This window comes from Arthrobacter sp. 1088 (assembly GCF_031455315.1).
GTDB lineage: Bacteria > Actinomycetota > Actinomycetes > Actinomycetales > Micrococcaceae > Arthrobacter.
Genome location: NZ_JAVDSM010000002.1, coordinates 347000 through 364851 on the forward strand (window position 1 = coordinate 347000; position 17852 = coordinate 364851).

Annotated in this window: 15 protein-coding genes; 9 read left to right on the forward strand and 6 right to left on the reverse strand. The window is 62.1% G+C overall.

The annotated features are described in order from the left end of the window. Positions 1-114: 114 nt before the first annotated feature. A complete protein-coding gene (locus J2Y41_RS04505; RefSeq protein ID WP_309926517.1) occupies positions 115-972 on the forward strand; it encodes a formylglycine-generating enzyme family protein in 858 nt (285 codons plus the stop codon). Between the two features lie 240 nt (positions 973-1212). On the opposite strand, the gene J2Y41_RS04510 is transcribed toward J2Y41_RS04505, so the two are convergent. Further along, complete coding sequence (locus tag J2Y41_RS04510; protein ID WP_309926519.1) at positions 1213-2154, reverse strand: LysR family transcriptional regulator; 942 nt, start codon at positions 2152-2154, stop codon at positions 1213-1215. Positions 2155-2274: 120 nt separating this feature from the next. Here J2Y41_RS04510 and J2Y41_RS04515 point away from each other — a divergent pair, with 120 nt between their 5' ends. The 4 genes from J2Y41_RS04515 to J2Y41_RS04530 all read left to right on the forward strand — a co-directional run bounded on the left by J2Y41_RS04515 (position 2275) and on the right by J2Y41_RS04530 (position 7286). Next, on the forward strand, positions 2275-3267 hold the full coding sequence (locus J2Y41_RS04515) for a DUF1852 domain-containing protein (RefSeq protein WP_309926522.1): 993 nt from the start codon (positions 2275-2277) through the stop codon (positions 3265-3267). Positions 3268-3287: 20 nt separating this feature from the next. After that, on the forward strand, positions 3288-4334 hold the full coding sequence (locus J2Y41_RS04520) for a methionine synthase (protein WP_309926524.1): 1047 nt from the start codon (positions 3288-3290) through the stop codon (positions 4332-4334). Positions 4335-4336: 2 nt separating this feature from the next. Beyond that, complete coding sequence (locus J2Y41_RS04525) at positions 4337-4909, forward strand: flavin reductase family protein (RefSeq protein ID WP_309926527.1); 573 nt, start codon at positions 4337-4339, stop codon at positions 4907-4909. A gap of 1213 nt (positions 4910-6122) precedes the next feature. Then, positions 6123-7286, forward strand: a complete 1164-nt coding sequence (locus J2Y41_RS04530; protein ID WP_309926529.1) for a hypothetical protein — start codon at positions 6123-6125, stop codon at positions 7284-7286. Between the two features lie 248 nt (positions 7287-7534). Here J2Y41_RS04530 and J2Y41_RS04535 read toward each other — a convergent pair whose 3' ends face one another. Beyond that, positions 7535-7705, reverse strand: coding sequence for a hypothetical protein (locus J2Y41_RS04535; RefSeq protein WP_309926531.1), 171 nt, complete (start codon positions 7703-7705; stop codon positions 7535-7537). Positions 7706-7821: 116 nt separating this feature from the next. On the opposite strand from J2Y41_RS04535, the gene J2Y41_RS04540 reads away from it, so the two are divergent. The 4 genes from J2Y41_RS04540 (at position 7822) to J2Y41_RS04555 (ending at position 11377) form a co-directional block, all read left to right on the forward strand. Further along, positions 7822-8034, forward strand: coding sequence for a hypothetical protein (locus J2Y41_RS04540; protein ID WP_224089948.1), 213 nt, complete (start codon positions 7822-7824; stop codon positions 8032-8034). A 75-nt stretch (positions 8035-8109) separates the two neighbouring features. Then, positions 8110-8850: an ANTAR domain-containing protein gene (locus J2Y41_RS04545; protein ID WP_396133446.1), complete on the forward strand. Its 741-nt coding sequence runs from the start codon at positions 8110-8112 to the stop codon at positions 8848-8850. A gap of 1385 nt (positions 8851-10235) precedes the next feature. Then, complete coding sequence (locus J2Y41_RS04550; RefSeq protein ID WP_309926724.1) at positions 10236-10808, forward strand: helix-turn-helix domain-containing protein; 573 nt, start codon at positions 10236-10238, stop codon at positions 10806-10808. Beyond that, complete coding sequence (locus J2Y41_RS04555; protein WP_309926538.1) at positions 10805-11377, forward strand: DUF6036 family nucleotidyltransferase; 573 nt, start codon at positions 10805-10807, stop codon at positions 11375-11377. The genes J2Y41_RS04550 and J2Y41_RS04555 overlap by 4 nt, the downstream gene beginning before the upstream one ends. 843 nt (positions 11378-12220) lie before the next feature. Here the strand turns inward: J2Y41_RS04555 and J2Y41_RS04560 are convergent. The 4 genes from J2Y41_RS04560 to J2Y41_RS04575 form a co-directional block, all read right to left on the reverse strand. Then, positions 12221-13474: an amidohydrolase family protein gene (locus tag J2Y41_RS04560; RefSeq protein WP_309926540.1), complete on the reverse strand. Its 1254-nt coding sequence runs from the start codon at positions 13472-13474 to the stop codon at positions 12221-12223. Positions 13475-13539: 65 nt separating this feature from the next. After that, positions 13540-13995 (reverse strand): GAF domain-containing protein, encoded by a 456-nt coding sequence (locus J2Y41_RS04565; RefSeq protein ID WP_224089941.1) that lies wholly within the window; start codon positions 13993-13995, stop codon positions 13540-13542. Positions 13996-14037: 42 nt separating this feature from the next. After that, on the reverse strand, positions 14038-15711 hold the full coding sequence (locus J2Y41_RS04570; protein WP_224089940.1) for a hydantoinase B/oxoprolinase family protein: 1674 nt from the start codon (positions 15709-15711) through the stop codon (positions 14038-14040). Positions 15712-15721: 10 nt separating this feature from the next. Continuing rightward, complete coding sequence (locus J2Y41_RS04575) at positions 15722-17773, reverse strand: hydantoinase/oxoprolinase family protein (RefSeq protein ID WP_309926544.1); 2052 nt, start codon at positions 17771-17773, stop codon at positions 15722-15724. Positions 17774-17852 lie beyond the last annotated feature (79 nt).

Here is a 17852-nt window from a genome sequence, read left to right on the forward strand (position 1 = left end):
CCTCTGTCCTTGAGTGATTCCAACACGGCCCATGGCAAGAGCTGCTGTGCGCCGACTCGGAAGCCGGGTGGAACGCGGCAGCAAGCTCAGACAGATTCGCCATCGACAGGGTTCTTGAAACCAACCCACGAGGACATCTCCATTCCCGGAGGAACGTACACCATGGGGGATGCTTTCGGGGAAGGATATCCCCGTGACGGGGAATCACCCGCCCACCAAGTGCGCCTCGACTCATTCACTATTGACGCAACCACGGTCACCAACAAGATGTTTGCCGCCTTCGTGGAAGAGACCGGCTATCGTACCGAAGCGGAGGTCTTTGGCTCATCCGCTGTCTTCCACTTGATCTCCACCGCCAAGGCAGACGACGTCCTCGGCGTCGCTGCGGGAGCACCCTGGTGGCTGAACATCCGCGGCGCCGAGTGGGCCCATCCCACTGGCCCGGACTCGCAGTGGGAGGACATTCCGGATCATCCCGTCGTCCACGTATCGCACACCGATGCCCTTGCCTACTGCGACTGGGCTGGACGGCGACTGCCAACCGAGGCGGAGTGGGAGTACGCTGCCCGGGGCGGCCTGGAAGGCATGCGTTACGCGTGGGGCAACGAACTGACACCCAACGGCGAACACCGCTGCAACATCTGGCAAGGTACGTTCCCCCAAAGGAACACTTCCGACGACGGCTATCTGGGAACGGCGCCGATAAAGTCTTTCCCACCCAACGCATACGGCCTCTACGAAGTAGCGGGAAATGTCTGGGAATGGTGCTCGGACTGGTTCCTGCCCAAGTACTACCGCAACTCACCAACCGATAACCCCCAAGGCCCCTCAATCGGGGCGGGACGCGTGATGCGTGGTGGCTCCTACCTCTGTCACGATTCCTACTGCAACCGGTACCGCGTTGCGGCACGTACGTCGAACACTCCCGAATCCTCCAGCGGCAACTGCGGGTTCCGGACCGTGGCCCTTTAGGCGTCCTGGGCGCGTGCCTGCCGGACTCGAGAATGAGGCGGGCAGCGCTGACACAGCGTTTCAGGCCCAGATGTCCCTTGGCTGGATCGTCACCACCTGGAACAGGCCGGTTTCCTTGCTGGCGTCTGCCCCGGCCATGCCAACGTCAGCGGCGGGCGTGTACGACACCAGCAACCCGCTCGGCTGCAACGCTCACGTCCAAGCCACCGAAGGGGTAAAGACCCGCCCGCTCAACTGCAGTCAGTCGAGTAGCGCTACGCCGAACTCAGCGACGACGGCCCGCAATTCCCTGAGGTAGTGCTGCGCTTGGTCGGTAAGCGGAATCGCGGCGTGGCCGACCCAGCCGATCTCGATGCGTTCGTCAACGTCGAGCGGGATGGCGACGATCTCCGGGTCGAGCTGCCCGCTGATGATGCCCGTCGAGATCGTGTAGCCGTGGAGCCCGATCATGAGGTTGAAGATCGTGGCACGGTCAGAGACCCGGATCTCCTGCTTGCTGGACATGGTGGAGAGAATCTCCTCGGCGAAGTAAAAGGAGTTGTTCGCACCTTGATCGAAGGTTAGCCGCGGCAAGCCGGCGAGATCATCGAGAGTCGCACGCCCTTTTGCGGCGAGCGGGTTGTTCCGTGAAATGAAAATGTGCGGATCGGCGAGGAAAAGCGGAGTGAACCCGAGCCCGGATTCCCGGAGCAGCTTGTCGATGACCTTCCGGTTGAAATCGTTCCGGTAGAGGATGCCTATCTCGCTGCGGAGCGTCCGGACATCCTCGATGATGTCCCAGGTACGGGACTCACGCAGCGAGAACTCGTATTCGGCCACATCAGTGGCCTTGACCATCCGGACGAAAGCGTCCACCGCGAACGAGTAGTGCTGCGTCGACACCCCGAGCAGACGTCGCCGCGGTGGCCTGCCAAGGTAGCGCTGCTCGAGGAGAGCGAACTGCTCGACGACCTGCCTCGCGTAACCGAGGAACTCTGCCCCGTCGGCGGTCAGGGTGACCCCGCGGGCGGAGCGAACCAGGAGCTCACGGCCCACCCGGGCCTCAAGATCCTTCATCGCTGCGGACATTGTCGGCTGCGCTACGTAGAGAAGATCGGCAGCCGCGGAGATCGACCCCTCAGCTGCAACTTCTATGAAATAGCGCAGCTGCTGCAGGGTCAATCCGCTCGAAATCTGGGGCATAGGAAAATTCTATATGAACGCATAGTAACCACGAGTTACTTGATACCCCACGGAAGGCTGCACCATGGATACATCACCTTCTGAAAGGCCGTCTCCGGCCCATCAACGGATTGGCAGCACATGGCAGACGACTTCACCTTCAGCATCACCACCACCCCCTTCGACGAGGACTACTCCCCGTCGGAAGGCTCACGGATCACGACGAATTTCGCCAACCTGGCACGGGGCGAGCACCGCCAGGAGAACCTCCGCAACGCCTTGACCATGATTCGGCGCCGCTTCAACGATCTCGCAAGCTGGGACAACCCGGACCGGGACCGTTACACGCTCGAGCTTGAGATCGTCTCAGTGCAGATAGAGTTCACTGCAGACGGTACGGATCAGCAGTTCCCACTGTTCGAAGTTCTCGACATCCAGATCATCGACCAGTTGAACGGGGTCCGCCACCAAGGGATCGTTGGGAACAACTTCTCCTCCTACGTCCGTGACTTCGACTTCAGCATCGTACTGCCAGCGGCAGCAGGGGACTCAGGCAAGCCCACCGTTCCCGGGGACTTTGGCGATCTTCACGGCAAACTGTTCCAGCAATTCCTTGATTCCCCGGCATGCCAGGAACGCTTCCCGCAGCCGCCGGTGGTGTGCATCAGCGTGTCCACGAGCAAGACGTACCGGCGAACGGAGAACCGTCACCCGGTCCTGGGCGTCGAGTACCAGCAGGACGAGTTCTCGCTGACGGACGCGTACTTCGCCAAGATGGGGCTGCAGGTCCGCTACTTCATGCCACGCGGAAGCGTCGCGCCGCTCGCCTTCTATTTCCGCGGCGACCTGCTCAACGACTACTCCAACCTGCAGCTCATCGGCACAATCAGCACCATGGAGACGTTCCAGAAGATCTACCGCCCGGAGATCTACAACGCGAACTCCGCCGCCGCCCACGTCTACCAGCCGAGCCTGGGAGAGCAGGATTACTCGCGGACCCAGATCGCTTACGACCGCGTAGAACGCAGTCAGCTCGCGGTCACGCAGGCGAAGTACACGGAGGAACACTTCATCACGCCACACAAGGACCTGTTGGACCAGTGGACCGCCAAATACCCCGCTCTCGTCAACTGACCCACGGAGAATCGTCAATCATGAACACACTTTTGCCCACCACCGTTGTCGGAAGCCTGCCCAAACCATCGTGGCTCGCACAGCCTGAGACTCTTTGGTCCCCGTGGAAACTGGAGGGAGATGCGCTGCTCGAGGGCAAGCAGGATGCTCTGCGCATCGCCATCCACGAGCAGAGCCGACGCGGCATCGACATCGTCAGCGACGGCGAGCAAACCCGCCAGCACTTCGTCACCACCTTCATCGAGCATCTCAGCGGGGTCGACTTTGAACAGCGCAAGACGGTGCGCATCCGCGATCGCTACGACGCCAGTGTGCCGACCGTCGTCGGAGCGGTGCGCCGCGAGCAGCCGGTATTCGTCGAAGACGCAAAGTTCCTCCGCGCAACCACCGACCGGCCGATCAAATGGACTCTTCCCGGCCCAATGACCATGGTGGACACGCTCTACGATGACCACTACAAGAGCCGCGAGAAGCTGGCCTGGGAGTTCGCCACGATCCTGAACCAGGAGGCGAAAGAACTAGAGGCGGCCGGCGTGGACATCATCCAGTTCGACGAGCCCGCATTCAATGTCTTCCTCGATGAGGTCAAGGACTGGGGCGTGGCTGCGCTTGAGAGAGCGGCAGAAGGACTGCGCGCGGAGACCGCCGTGCATATCTGCTACGGCTACGGCATCAAGGCGAATACTGACTGGAAGGCGACGCTCGGCTCACAATGGCGGCAGTACGAGGAAACGTTCCCGCTGCTGCAGAACTCCAGCATCGACATCATCTCGCTGGAATCCCAGAACTCCCACGTGCCCATGGACCTCATCGAGCTCCTCCGCGGCAAGAAAGTCATGCTCGGGGCAATCGACGTCGCAAGCGAGACCATCGAGACCCCGGAGGACGTCGCCAACACCCTCCGCAAGGCCCTGCAGTTCGTCGATGCGGACAAGCTCATCGCCAGCTCCAACTGCGGCATGGCACCGTTCCCCCGGGACGTCGCACTGGCCAAGCTGAGTGCTCTCAGCGCAGGGACGAACATCATTCGCGAGGAACTCGCCCGCTCCGCCCCCAGGGTGTCATAACGATGTTTCACGCCTATCCCACAGACACGTGGCTCGGGGCTCCGAAGCAAACCTTCCCGTCCTCCCTCTCTGCCGACGAATTCAAGGCACTGTTCCGTGGCCATCCGGGAGGTGTCGCCGTCATCACGGCAGATGCGGGCGAAGGACCGGTGGCACTGACGGTATCGTCGGTCGTGTCAGTGAGTGCGGAACCTCCGTTGCTGATTTTCTCGGTCTCGGCACTGTCCTCTGCGTCCGAGGTGCTTTCGCGCGCCGAAACCGTTGTCGTGCACCTGCTGGACGCGCACGACGTCGACTTGGCCAAGTTTGGAGCGACCCCGGGGGCCAACCGCTTTGACCAGACGCACCGCTGGTCGGCCCTTGCAACCGGCGAAGCCGTCTATGACGATGTCCGCGCCTGGGTGCGCTGCGCCGTCATCAATCGCATGGAGGTGGGGACCTCCACAATCATCGCCGTTCACGCCCTGGAGGCGCGCGTAATGCGTGACGTCTCAGCGGGCGAACCCGGCGACGCTCTGGTCTACCACAACCGTTCATGGCACCGCCTGGGCGAGCATTCCAAGCTTGAAGGCTGAGCGCCGCGCCAACAACGCGAGGCGCCAAGCCGAACGGCTCACGACGGCGGGAGGACAACTCCCGCCGTCGTCCTCGTTAACATCGGAGCGTCCATCGACTTCCTGAATGGCTCGGATGCAACCCTGATCTGCACACATACCACGCTTCGGTTCGCCCTCAAGAAGCACCCACCGAAGGCGTTCACCGCCCGACGCCTTGGGGAGGGCTTGCCAGCCATAACGTAGCGCCCCAGAGACATTGATATGCCAGGGGTTCCCGTGGCTGGCCCGATCCGAGACGGGCCCGTCATGTCGTTGTGAATGACGCGCTCCAATGCACCTGTGTGAGCAAGAAAACCGGAACCGGCCCATCCCACCAAAAAGCAGAGTGGAGTGTGCACAATATCCACACACGCTTTGACCGGACAAATACGATGCGCCGGACGATCAAGAAGCAGCACTGAACCGGTCATGAAGAATCTTCAGGATAGCTTCACAGGCGAGCCGCGGCGCCAGGCACCCCCGGGGCCCGTGTCAGAGGGACTGACCACAAGATATGTCAACACGTTAAAGCAAAAACCCCCTCTGACGAGGGGATTTGCCGTGCCCGAGCTGGGACTCGAAGGTGATTCCCGGCCTTGGGAACGCTGGGATTTCCGGGAATCATGCCGAATCCGGCCCGATCCGACCGATGTACGCCCCAGTCCGACAGGCAAAGTGTGGACAGTGTCCACACCCTCTTATTTGCCTTCCGGCAAGGCCCCACACTTAATGGAAGCAAAGCCGAGCGGGCCGCCGTCGCGATCCGAATCACCCGCGCCGAAACGTTCGGGAACTGGTTTCCGAACGAAAATCTTGGCACAAAGTGCATCGGCTTCCCTCCCCTCCGCTGGTCGTTCTCCCACCGTCCATTGCAGGTCCGGCAGCGCACGACATGACCAGCCCGGCCAGGCACAACGCCTCCAGCAGTCACCGGTGACATTATGGTCAGCCAACTCGCAAAACCCCAGGCGCAGCCCGCGCAGAAGTCGGTGTTGAGACTTCCCGCCAACATCCCACTTCCCGACTCCTGGCGAGGAGTCCGCCGTCGGTGCGGGAGCCGGGGCATGTGCACCGAAGGACATTGCAAGGTTTTGTCGAAGAATTGCACAACATTCGTCAATCCACCACCCAGCTGGGGCGGCTTATGGAAGCATCGTCCTCAGGGCTTTCCCGTTGGATGTTGGAGGTAGCGATGTTCGTTCCGAATTCCAGTGATCACTTCCGCGAGGAGGATCTGCCAGCCCAGATTCGTGCAATCCGAATGCCACGCTGGGCAGGCGCGGCCCTCGGTGCGGCCCTTGTGGTGATCGCGGTGGCAGCGGTCGCCGGTTCGATCCTTGTCAACGATAGTGACAGCACGATCATCCCGTTTTGGGTCGAGGCGCTCATCATGGCGGGATCAATAATCTCAGCTATCTCGGGTGCCTTCCTGCTTTGGCATGCCGGAGAGTGGGTCACGCTCACACGGTTTGAGGCGATCGTGACGAGGGCATTCATAGTCCAGATCAAGGTCGACCGCACACACCTTGAAGACTTCCACGCCTACCTTCACCAGTACGCTGCCGGCGGGGGAGTTCGCAGCCGCATGGTGCCGACCTTCACCACCAAGGACCCATACGACCGGCTGAGGGATCTGCCGCTGCCATTCCTTGCCTACTGGAACCCGGTCGGAGGCACTGAAGCTTCACTCCCGCCGCGTGCTGCGTACATTGAGGCCTGGGCCCGCGCGGGCTATAGTCCGTACTCAAGAGCTATCCCCACCGGCGCCGTGCCCTACACGCTATCGATACACCGGCAGGCCGTCCGGACTGGCCTGCAGCGCCGCGCGCGCTTGTGGGCGATCCTCCTCCCGGTGGTCTCGATTGGGCTCGGTCTAAGCCTCGGCGTCGGACTCGGACCCGCCACCAAAGCCCTAAGCCACACCCGCAGCAGCGCCGACCCCCAAACGAACCGCACGGGCATCCGCGACCTCGACGACGCGCTCACTCCCGGAGTCTCCGGCTACCAGTGGCATGCGAAGGTCTACCCGACGACCGGCACGAGGGACTTCACCTTCTTCCCAACCTTGCGGCACCTGCCGCCGGCGCCGTACACGGTTCGATACTTCATCCGTGACCCCGCGCAGCACGGCACGGATCTCAGTGTCCCGGAGCAGAAATACGGCCGAATCGTCTCGCAAGGGACAATATCCGTAAGGGACCCCACTATCGAATTCACGCTCGACCACGACGACAGCACCTTCACGTTCGAGGTCTACGTCACTGACAACCGCGGGCACACCACGCGCGACTCGGATCTCTACCGGAACCTCGCCGCGCTCCCGGCATCGACCCCTGCGCCGATGCCTACGCGCTGAGGCGTCCAATGATTTCAGGTTAGAAATTTGATGCAATGGCGATCCGCCCGGGAGATCAGATCGCCGACTGGGTCCGATGAGAGCCGGCGACGTTACCGGCACACATGATAGCCATTGGTATCACCATGCCCACGCCCTCCGAGGTCGAGCCACGAACTCGGAGGCGATCCGGCCCCTGACCGACGAACAATTCGTCGCCATTATGCATTCGTCCCAGGTGACCCAGCGGCGGGTTCTGCCCACCCGACCTAATCCGACAAGGCAGCCGCCTTCAACGCAGGGTCCGGGTATGCTTCGGCGCCCATGACGGTTGTCGCGGGCCTAGCCAAAGCCGAGGCCAGCAAACCGACATCGCGGATATGGAAGCCGTACCGGTCAACAAGCTGGAGCGCGTCCTCGATGTCCAGGTACGCGGTCACGCGTCCTCAAAACGCGTGAGCAGCTCAGCATCATGCTTCTTAATAGCGCGCTCTTGTGCTGGCAATTGGTGTTGAAGTGCGGTTTCTCTTGCTTTGACGGGGAAGCAGTTCCTAGCATGGGCGTTGTGGAGGAAGCGCGTCGGGTCGCGCTTGCCGTGCTGGACACAACCAGCACGACGGTCAACGATCTCTGGGTCTCGTTCTGGAGCATGGGCGGCAACGCCGACGTGCTGGATTTGGACGCCTATGTCCACGGGTTGGCACCTTTCAGCGCCTCCGACGAGCTGGCTTTGGAGGCCGCCGTCGAGGAAATCAGCGCCCCGAACTGAAGCAGAAATCCCGGCCCAAAAAAGGGCCCCTCATCCGTCTTGCCCCTGTAAATACCCGCTTCTACAATGCTGGATGTGGACACTGAGGAGCAGAACGAAGACTTCCAGCGACTTCACCAACTCATCGCTGGAACCGATGACGTCAAGTCCTTTCTGGACGGAATGACTCGCTGCGCGGCTACGACTTTAAGCCGCGCCACGCAGATCAGGATCGAATGCGCGGTCACCCTTTGGCGCCGGAAGCGGGCCGTGACCCTGGCCGGGAGCAGCGACGAGGCGATCCTCTGGGACGGCGTCGAACAGAGCCTGGGCGACGGCCCAGTCCTGGAAGCACTCCAAACCGGCCAGCCAGTGGTGGTGGCGGACACCAGCGCCGATAATCCGTGGCCCAAGTACACCAGCACTATCGCTGAGGCCGGTGCGCGCAGTGTCCTCGCGGCACCAATGGAGCTGGGCAACGACGCCTCAGCGGCCCTGAATTTCTTCGCCCCCGAGGCGGGAACCTTCACCAAGGAAGTCGTGAACGAGGCCATGGTCTTCGCGGACATGGCTGGCCAGGCGTTGCGGCTGGCGCTGCGGATCGCCACGGCTGATCTGCTCACCGAAGACCTCAAAGCCGCCATGCGTCGCCGCACGGTCATTGATCTATCGACCGGGATCATCATGGCCGAGAACAACTGCACCCAGAAGGAAGCTTTCGCGTTCCTTCACCAGGCATCCCAGAATCGGAACCAAAAACTCCACGACCTCGCCGGGAACATCGTCGCCGAACGCAACGGCACCACCACGGCACCGGCAAACCATTTCGACGACTAAGGCCACCACCCCCTCCAGTCATGTGCCAGCAACTGAGTGGTGGGTTTGTCGCTGAGCGTCCGGGGTACGAAGTATGCGTGCGGCCACTGCCCTCGACGGGCGTTCAGGACGGTTCTACTGAAGACCTACCCTAATCCTGGCGTGGCAGGCTAAAGGCCCTGCAGGCTTCGGGTTACCGCTATCCCGCCCCTCCCCAAGCCTTACCGAATCCCCGCTATCGGCGAACCGGTCGGCTTCGACGTGGGCGGCCCCGAGGATCGTGTGAAAACTCCCAATGCTCGGCGACCTTGGCAGAGACCGCAACCTGCGCCGTGCCACTCCCCCATTTGTTCGTAGTCACGCGTCGACGACGCCGACGAGTCCTCCCCCAAAACATCCGATCGACCGCGCCGACTGAACTCTCACGTCGCCGGGGCCCTGCAGATAGTGCGCTTGCGAATGGGCGGCATGTCGCTCGGGCCAATTACAGGCGATGACTAGATGTAGGCCGAACAACGGGCAGGCAATGGCTGTCATCAGTCTCAATAAAGAAGATTTAAGTGTGGACAATGTCCACGCCCTCTTTGGCCTGACAAAACATCGGCCACGCCGGGTACACAACGTCAGCAACGAGCCAAAACCAAGAACTTTTGACGCATTATCACGAAGTCATGTTGCGCTCAGCTCCGCTACCCATGAAAGGTTGTAGGCCAACCAGGACCTAACAGACATACAAGAAAGGATCGCATAACCCCACAACCAAACAGGCGACCCGCGGCGCCAGGCACACCCGCGGCCAATGTCAGAGGGGCCTGACCAACCAGAATGTACACACGTTAAAGCAAAAACCCCCTCTGTTGAGGGGGTATGCCGTGCCCGAGGTGGGACTCGAACGGAATTCCCGGCCTTGCGGACACTGGGAAGTGGCGGAAACATGCGGGATCCGGGCCAGTCCGGCGGCAGTACGGGCCAGGACGAAGCGAGAAGGGTGGACAGTGTCCACACGCCAATTTCGCCGATTCAAGCTCTCCAACCGCCGATCGCACCCCATATGGAAGGGGCGCGGTTTCTCATTGTGCTGGCAAACAATCCGAGGCTCCACCCGGCCTGAACCCACGGCCGAGGGCACGCCCGCAGGCAGTAGCTCCCTGCGTCCAAAACCTTACCCGCATCCAATCTCTCCACGGCGGCTGCACCTCCCTTCGGCAATCTCATGATCCGCTCGGTCGAAACTCACCTGACCGATCAATAGCGTCCACTATGCTTGGCATCCACATACGAGCCAGCTGACCGCCGGACGCCCGCCCTCAAATGCATATGTCACCATTCGGTGACATAATGGACGGGAGAAGGGACGCCATGACACTGGAAAGCCCATCGAGACCCCGGCATCAGCGGGCGCCATCATCCGCGCCCGCCGCACAGCCCGCGGGCTGTCCCAGCAAACCCTTGCCGACATGGCCGGTGTGTCACGGAAGTTCCTCATCGATCTGGAAGCCGGCCATGACCGCGCCGAACTCGGCAAAACCCTAGCCGTCATGGCCGCCGTTGGCCTGACCTTGGCCGCCACAGATCCCATCCCCCGGGGCAGCGACTTCGACCCTTCGCGGCGAGACTACGCGGCAACCTTCACCCGACTCATCTCCGAACGGGACTTTGAGTTCGCCATCAAAATGCTCGCCGACTACGCCACCGCTTCCCTCACCGCCGGCAGACCGCTGCTCCAGCGCAGCCCCCGCCTCAAAGACCCGCACTGGTCAGCGGCCCTCGCCGGAATCACCAACTACACCGCACACCGCCTCGGCCAACCCACGCCATCCTGGACACGACGGATCAAACCCCTCGACAAGGCATGGATGCCGGCAGAGTCCTACCGCACCATCCGCGCACCCATGAAGGAACTCACCCGCACCGAAACCCCGCCGGAACTCGCCGCTTTGAACGTCTTCATCCGCGAACGTAGCCTGGTCACGGCATGACCGGCGGAGAACTCACCGCAGCACAAATCCGGGCTCTCCTCCATGAACTCGGCAGGCGCCTGCAGGCCGCCGGTGCTCACGGCGACGTCCAGTTAGTGGGCGGTGCCGCCCTCATCCTTCAGGGCATCGGCAACCGGCCCACCGCAGACATCGACGCCAGCTACGCCGACCCACACACCATCCACACCGTCGTCACGGAAATGGCAGCAGACTACGACCTCGCGCCCGACTGGCTCAACACCAACGCCTCAGCCTTCGTCCCCGAGAACGCCACCTGGGTCGACATCGAACAGCTCGACGGACTCACCATCCAGGCCGCAGACACCGAAACGCTCCTGGCCATGAAAATCGCGGCCGAACGCGACAAAGACACCCTCGACATCGCCCGGCTCCTGCGCCGACTCAACATCACCAACGCCGTCGACCTCGCATACGACAAATACGGCGAACACTCCATCCCACTCGCCGCCGGACGCGACAACTACCTCATCGTGGTCGACGACGCCCTCGACGCCGCCACCGCCCTCGAATCCCGGACCGGACCCGAATCAGGCAGATATCCCACATGACCGTTGCCAAAGGCACAAATTAGCTTCTCCGGACGCCAGTCTGAATGGTATGGGACCGCACGGCGGGACCGGAGCTCACGAGACTTAACGCTCACAAGGAGCGCCTGTCTTCGGAAATCGTTCCGGCCTCCGGGATGCCTGACTCATCGCCCAATCTCGCAGGTTGCATGGTCGCCCTGGATAGCGGCCGGTATGTCGTGTTGGCGCCGGAGGGGACTGGCTTGCGGGGCTGCCCAGAACTTCGGTCGCAGGGTGAGTGCGTCGCGTGCCCCATTACCCCTCCCCTACCGAGCTGTACGAAAGGTCGGTTGTCGGCCTTATGGAAATCCCGGGAAACGCGGGGAGACTCCACCCGCCCCCTCCGTAAAAGCAAGTTGGCGCGCGCGGGCCGCCGGGAGCCCCCAGCCCTCACCTAACGGAGGGCTACGTGCCCTGGTGGGCCCGAGAAGTCCGTTCGGAACCGGCAGCGCTGACAGAACCACGCCAAATACTCCTGCGATTCACACCCGGAGAATTGCAACTAGGGCATCACGTCTCGGTCTCATTACTATGCTTCGAAGTCGCTACTACGCCGAGCGTGACCAAATCACTGTTGCGAGGCACTCAGACCACTAGCGCGCATACAGAAATGCCTCGCAGCAGTAGCTAAATGGGACCGGCACGAACCCAGCTGAGTTTCAGCAGGGTTCTTTCAGTCAATAGGGCGTACATCGTAACCGACGCTGACCGGAAAGGTTTAGAACGGATCTGACCGAAAACAAACCGCTGTTAGCACTGTGCGAACTACTTGCAGCTTGTCCGTGTCGGGGCCCGGGGCGCGCGCAAGTACACCATCCGGCTTTCTCAGGCAACCGGAACGTTTAACGGGAGGTCCGCCGCACCCCGAAGGGCACCGGTGGAGATGAGCTGCCCGTCCTTGATGACGGTCCGCGTCTTGCTTTCGTCCCAGAGGATCGATGGTTCGTGGAAGGGATTCCCGTCCAGCACCACCAAGTCCGCGCACGACCCTCGGGTGATGCGTCCAAGGTCACCGCGTCCAAGCAGGGCGGCGTTGGTTGATGTTGCCGACCGGAGGGCGCCGTAGACGCCAAGCACTTCGCACTGAAGGCGGAGTCCGGCCAGTTGCTCGTCCTCCAGTTCACCCATGAGGTCTGTTCCGAATCCGATCCGGACCCCGGCGTCGCGGGCCAGTGCCAGCGCGTTCCTCCCGGCCTCCAGCACTTCCCGGTTCTTGGCCGTTCCCGTTTTGGTGAGGCCGACTTCCTCTCCGCGTCGTTCCATGGCCTCGTAGGTCACCAAGGTGGGGACGAGATAGACGTCGTTGTCAGCCATGAGCCGGGCGGTTTCCGCATCCAGCAGATTGCCGTGTTCGATGCAGCGGACCCCGTTAAGTACTGAATGGCGAATAGCCTCGGGCGAATATGCGTGGGCGGTGGCATAGCTGCCCCGCCGGGAAGCCTCGTCCGTTACGACGCGGATCTCCTCCGCACTGTACTGCGGAACCCGAATCGGATCGACCGGTGAAACAACCCCTCCGGAGGTCATGAGCTTTATCGCGGTGGCGCCGGTTCGGAATCGGTGACGCACGGCCCGCAGCAGGTCATCGGCGCCGTCCACCACTTCGCACATGTGGCCGCCATGGAAGCATCCTCCGTCGTTCGCGGCCCGGATATCGCCGTGGCCTCCTGTTTGGCTTAGCGCCGGTCCCGTGAAGAAGTAGCGTGGACCAGGGTACAGTCCCTCCTCGATGGCGTTGGCAAGGCCAACGTCACCGCCCGCCACGTCACGCACCGCTGTGAATCCACGGAGCAATGCAGCAGCGAGGCGCCTTGCCCCGGTAAGTGCGGAATAGCTAAGTGGCCCCGTCTCGTTCGTGGCGGACGTCAGGCTGAGCGCGTAAGCATGAAAATGTGCATCGATAAGTCCTGGAATCACGGTTCGGCCGCCGGCGTCAAGGACGGCACCGGTATCTTCCACCTCCCGCCCCACGTCGGTGATCCGGCCATCCCGGATGCTGATAGAGCCCTCAATCAGGTCAGGTGATTCGCCGTCGAAGATCAGGGCGTTACGTATTGTCAGGCTTTCCGGAGTGGTCACGTGCGGTTCCTTCCTGTTGTTGTCGCCGCGGGCGGGCCCCCAATTGGTGCCCGCCCGCGGTGGAACTAGTTAGTGGTGATAAGGGCTTCTTGGAGCAGATGGACGGACCGCCGTGCGACGTCCACGGCTGCCTCCACCGAACTCTGGTCGTAGCTGCCCTCAGGTGCGAGGAAGTTCATCGATCCGATAGTCCGGCCGCTGCTCACGACCGGAACGTTCACGATGGCCCCGCAGCCCAATGACTCGATCGTTTCCGAATCAAAGAAGAATGCGCGGACCGCTTCCTTGTCCGCCCCCAGGAACGGCTGCTGTCCCTCGAGGACCTGTTCAAGCCACACCCGGTTCGTGTCCCCGGCGAGGGTCTTCTTCCCGCCTACCGGATAGACATCGGGATGGGTGGTGTAGACGCGGGCCATACTGGCGCCGTCGTCGGCGATGACTGAGATGGTAAAGAGGGTGACGCCGACTGCTTTCCGGGCGCTTTCGCAAACGTCGTCGAAGGATTGATATTGGGAACTCATGGAGTCCTCCCTTCTGGATGGGAACCCATCCACTGGTGGGGCTTAGTAGCCGTAGTGCGTCCGGGCAAAGTCGTCGGTGATGAATCCATTGACGATGTCGTAGGTGATGTCCTCGCGGGAGCGCTTGGAGACGTCTCCGAAGCCGCCGCCCCCGCCCACAGCGAGGCGGACGACGTCGCCGGCTTTGACCTTGCGGGCGTTCGCCTTCAGAGTGCGGACCTCATCAGAGCGTCCGGGGTTGATCACAACTTCCGGGCCTTGAGCGTCCGATCCGCCGAAGAGTCCCCAAGCGGGGGTCTTTGACCGTTCGAACCACAGCCCGACCACGCAGTCGGCCAGGAATTCGTATTCGCGCACTACGCCGTTGCCGCCACGGTACTGTCCGGGTCCGCCGGAGTTGGGGCGGATGGAGTACTCGTTGATCCGGAATGGGTAACGGGTCTCCAACATCTCGATCGGCAGGTCCTTGAGTGAGCCGTTGACGTTGTTGATCATGGCTGATTCACCGTCCGTGCCCTGCCAGGCACCCCAGCCGCCCAGGGTGGCTTCCATAGTGACGAAGTTCCGGCCGAAGCGGGTGTCGAAACCGGCGGCGGTGATAATCATGGAGTCACCGTGGCTGGCGCTGGCGACCCGATCGGGCATGGCCGGGGCCATTGCCTTGGAGACGAGGTCAATCAGCAGCCCAAGGTGGGAGAAGTACCACTGGCACGGGGCCGGCGTCACGGCGCCCAGAACCGAGCCGGACCGCACCTGGGTGGTCATTGGCCGGAAGGAACCACCGTTGGAGTTGGACTCCGGGCTGACGAGGAGCTTGTAGCCCACGCGCAGTGCCGAGACGGCCTGGGCGGCACCACAGTTGACCGGCCCCAGGGTCTGGTCCGCCGATCCGGTGACGTCAAAGTCAACGGTATCGTCCGCTACCGTGATCCGCAGCTTGATTGGAATGGGAGTGTCCAGATCGATGCCGTCGTTGTCCAGGAAACCCTCGGCTTCGTAGACGCCGTCCGGGATGTTGCGGACGGTCGCACGCTCGATTTCCTCCGTTTGGCGGAAGATCTCATCCCGGGCGGCATCCAACTGCTCCATCCCGTACCTGCCCACGAGCTCCTTCATGCGGGTGGTCCCCATCCGGAGGGCTGCGATCATCGCGTGCATGTCACCAATGGTCTGGTAAGGGAAGCGCACATTAGTCCGGATCAGGTCAACGACAGAAGTCTCTATACCGGCTTCGACCAGCTTGACCGGCCCCATCCTGAAGCCTTCCTGGAAGATATCTGTCGAGTCCATCGAGCCGCCCACATCCTTGGATCCCATGTCCATCCAGTGCGCCCGAGTGGCCGCGAATCCAACCACGGCGCCGTCGTCGAAGATCGGAGCAAAAATGGTCACATCGTTCAGGTGGGTCCCACCCAGGTATGAATCGTTGAGGATCCAGATGTCCCCTTCCTGCCAGACCGCGCGGCCGTACATTTCCTCCACGGCGATCGAACACGTTTCGAGGTTGCCCAGGAACAGCGGCAGGCCTGCGGACTGTCCCAGCACTCGGTGTTCGGTGTCCAACAGGGCCACGACGCAGTCCCCGCCTTCGTAGAGGATGGGTGAGTAGGCGGAACGGATCAGGGTGGCGTTCATGTCATCCGCCGCGCTGGTGAGTGCATTGCGGATGATTTCCACGGTGACCGGATCCAGGGTTGTGACTGCTGCAATTGTCATTTTTGGTACCTCAGTTTTCTTCGACGTTTTCAGTGCGGATGACCAGGGAGCCGAACTCGTCGACCTGGACGTTGAACCCGGGTGGAACCACGGTGGTGGCGGTCTGCTCCACGATGATGGCGGGTCCTTCGAATGTGTGGCCAGCGCCGAGGTCGTCACGGCGGACCACGGTGGTGCTGTGCTCGACGTGGTCAAAGACCACCTGGCGGATTTCGTGCTTGAACTCCGGCCCCTGTGCAGTGACGTAGCTCGGAGCTTCCAGCCGTCCCAGGTCACCGACAGCCTGCGTGCGTAGCGTAACGATTTCGATCGGCGCGCCAAGGTTGGAGTGGCCGTAGCGCTCGTGGTACATCGCGGAGAATCGGCGGGCGAGGTTGGTGACGAAGTCGGGAGATTCGGGCTCGTCAGCGGATGTCAGCGGAACGTTCAATGAGAACTCCTGTGACTGATAGCGGACGTCCACGGACGCCTTCGTTGCGCGGCTTTCCTCCGGGACCCCTTCCGAGACCAGTGACGACAAGCCTTCGACTTCCATGGAGCGCAGGATGCCGGCCATGTCGGCCACGTCGATGTCTTCGTCGAGGTAGAAGTAGGGTTCGGAAAAGTCCTTGCGGATGTTGGTTTGCAACATGCCCCAGGCGGAGAAAGCACCGGGAAATCGAGGAACGACTGTTTCCGGAATGCCGAGTTCCTTGGCCAGGAAGACTGCGTGCATGGGTCCAGCTCCGCCGAAGGCCACGAGGGAGAAGTCCCGGGGCTCGATGCCGCGGGAGATCGTGATGGTCCGAATCGCCTGGGCCATCTGCGAGTTGGCTACGTCGCAGATGCCTTCCGCCATGGCAATGGGGTCCAGGCCGAGCTGGTCACCGACAGTTTTCAGGGCTGTTATCGCGGCTTCGCGGTCCAAGGCGACCTGTCCGCCGGCGAACCAGTCGGGGTCGACACGGCCGAGGACCAGGTTGGCATCAGTGACGGTGGGTTCCGTCCCGCCGCGGCCGTAGCAAGCCGGTCCGGGGTTGGCTCCTGCGGAGCGCGGTCCGACCCGCAGGCCGCCGGCTTCGAGCCAGGCGACGGAGCCGCCGCCAGCGCCGACGGTGTGGATGTTGACAACGCTCATGAGCATCGGCAGACCTTCAAGGTGGGCCTCCGTGGAGACGTCCGGCTTGCCGTCAACCACCAAGGAAACGTCAAAGGATGTTCCGCCCATGTCCACACCGATGAGGTTGCGGTTTCCCGAGACACCTGCCAGTTCGACGTCGCCCATGGCGCCGCCGACCGGGCCGGAAAGCAGCGTCTGCAGCGGCCGCTTACGAGCGGATTCGGCGGTGAGTACACCGCCGGAGGACTGCATGATGTGCAGTGGGGCTTCCACTCCCCGGTCAGCGAGTTTATCTTCCAAGTCCAAAAGGTAGTTGCGTACGACCGGACCCGTATAGGCCTCGACGACGGCAGAGGACGTGCGCTCGTATTCGCGCCATTCCTTGGCTGCTTCGTGCGATAGGGAGACGGTGAAGTCTTCCCCCAGTTCCTCTATGAGGATTTCGCGGGCCCTGAGTTCGTGCGAGGGGTTCTTGTAGCTGAACAGGAACGCAACGGCGACGGCGCCATAGCCTTCCTCTTTTGCCCGGCGCGCTGCTTGGCGGACTGCCAGTTCGTCCAAGGGCACAAGTTCCCCGCCTTGGCTGTCCAGCCTGCCTTCGACGCCGATGACATCCTTGCGCTCGACCAGCGGGGCGGGCTTGCGGTACTGAGCATTGTAGAGCTCAAGACGCGGTCCGCGGGCGATGTGATAAGTGTCCTCGATGCCGGCGGTGGCCAGCAGCAGCACGGGAACACCACGGCGTTCGAGGAATGCGTTCAGGCCCTGTGTGGTGCCGTGGACCAGGAAATCGATGTCGGATAGATCATCAACTATCGATTCGAGGCCTGCGATGACGCCGGCACTGAGGTTCCCGGGCGTGGTTGACGCTTTCGTTGCCGCGTAGGTTCCGGCGTCCTGGTCGTAGGCCACAATGTCGGTAAAGGTTCCGCCGATATCCATCGACACCCTGTAGTTCGGCATGTTTATCTCCTCATGGTTCTGGGAATGGCACTTTGTGTGTGGCAACACGCTACATACGGGGCCAACCAAGGGGATGGGC

What these genes read in the sequence shown, in the direction of transcription:
- J2Y41_RS04520 (WP_309926524.1), top strand. Translation starts at nt 3,288, where the DNA reads ATGAACACACTTTTGCCCACCACCGTTGTCGGAAGCCTGCCCAAACCA.
- J2Y41_RS04575 (WP_309926544.1), bottom strand. Translation starts at nt 17,773, where the DNA reads ATGCCGAACTACAGGGTGTCGATGGATATCGGCGGAACCTTTACCGAC.
- J2Y41_RS04540 (WP_224089948.1), top strand. Translation starts at nt 7,822, where the DNA reads ATGGGCGTTGTGGAGGAAGCGCGTCGGGTCGCGCTTGCCGTGCTGGAC.
- J2Y41_RS04565 (WP_224089941.1), bottom strand. Translation starts at nt 13,995, where the DNA reads ATGAGTTCCCAATATCAATCCTTCGACGACGTTTGCGAAAGCGCCCGG.
- J2Y41_RS04515 (WP_309926522.1), top strand. Translation starts at nt 2,275, where the DNA reads ATGGCAGACGACTTCACCTTCAGCATCACCACCACCCCCTTCGACGAG.
- J2Y41_RS04570 (WP_224089940.1), bottom strand. Translation starts at nt 15,711, where the DNA reads ATGACAATTGCAGCAGTCACAACCCTGGATCCGGTCACCGTGGAAATC.
- J2Y41_RS04525 (WP_309926527.1), top strand. Translation starts at nt 4,337, where the DNA reads ATGTTTCACGCCTATCCCACAGACACGTGGCTCGGGGCTCCGAAGCAA.
- J2Y41_RS04510 (WP_309926519.1), bottom strand. Translation starts at nt 2,154, where the DNA reads ATGCCCCAGATTTCGAGCGGATTGACCCTGCAGCAGCTGCGCTATTTC.
- J2Y41_RS04530 (WP_309926529.1), top strand. Translation starts at nt 6,123, where the DNA reads ATGTTCGTTCCGAATTCCAGTGATCACTTCCGCGAGGAGGATCTGCCA.
- J2Y41_RS04555 (WP_309926538.1), top strand. Translation starts at nt 10,805, where the DNA reads ATGACCGGCGGAGAACTCACCGCAGCACAAATCCGGGCTCTCCTCCAT.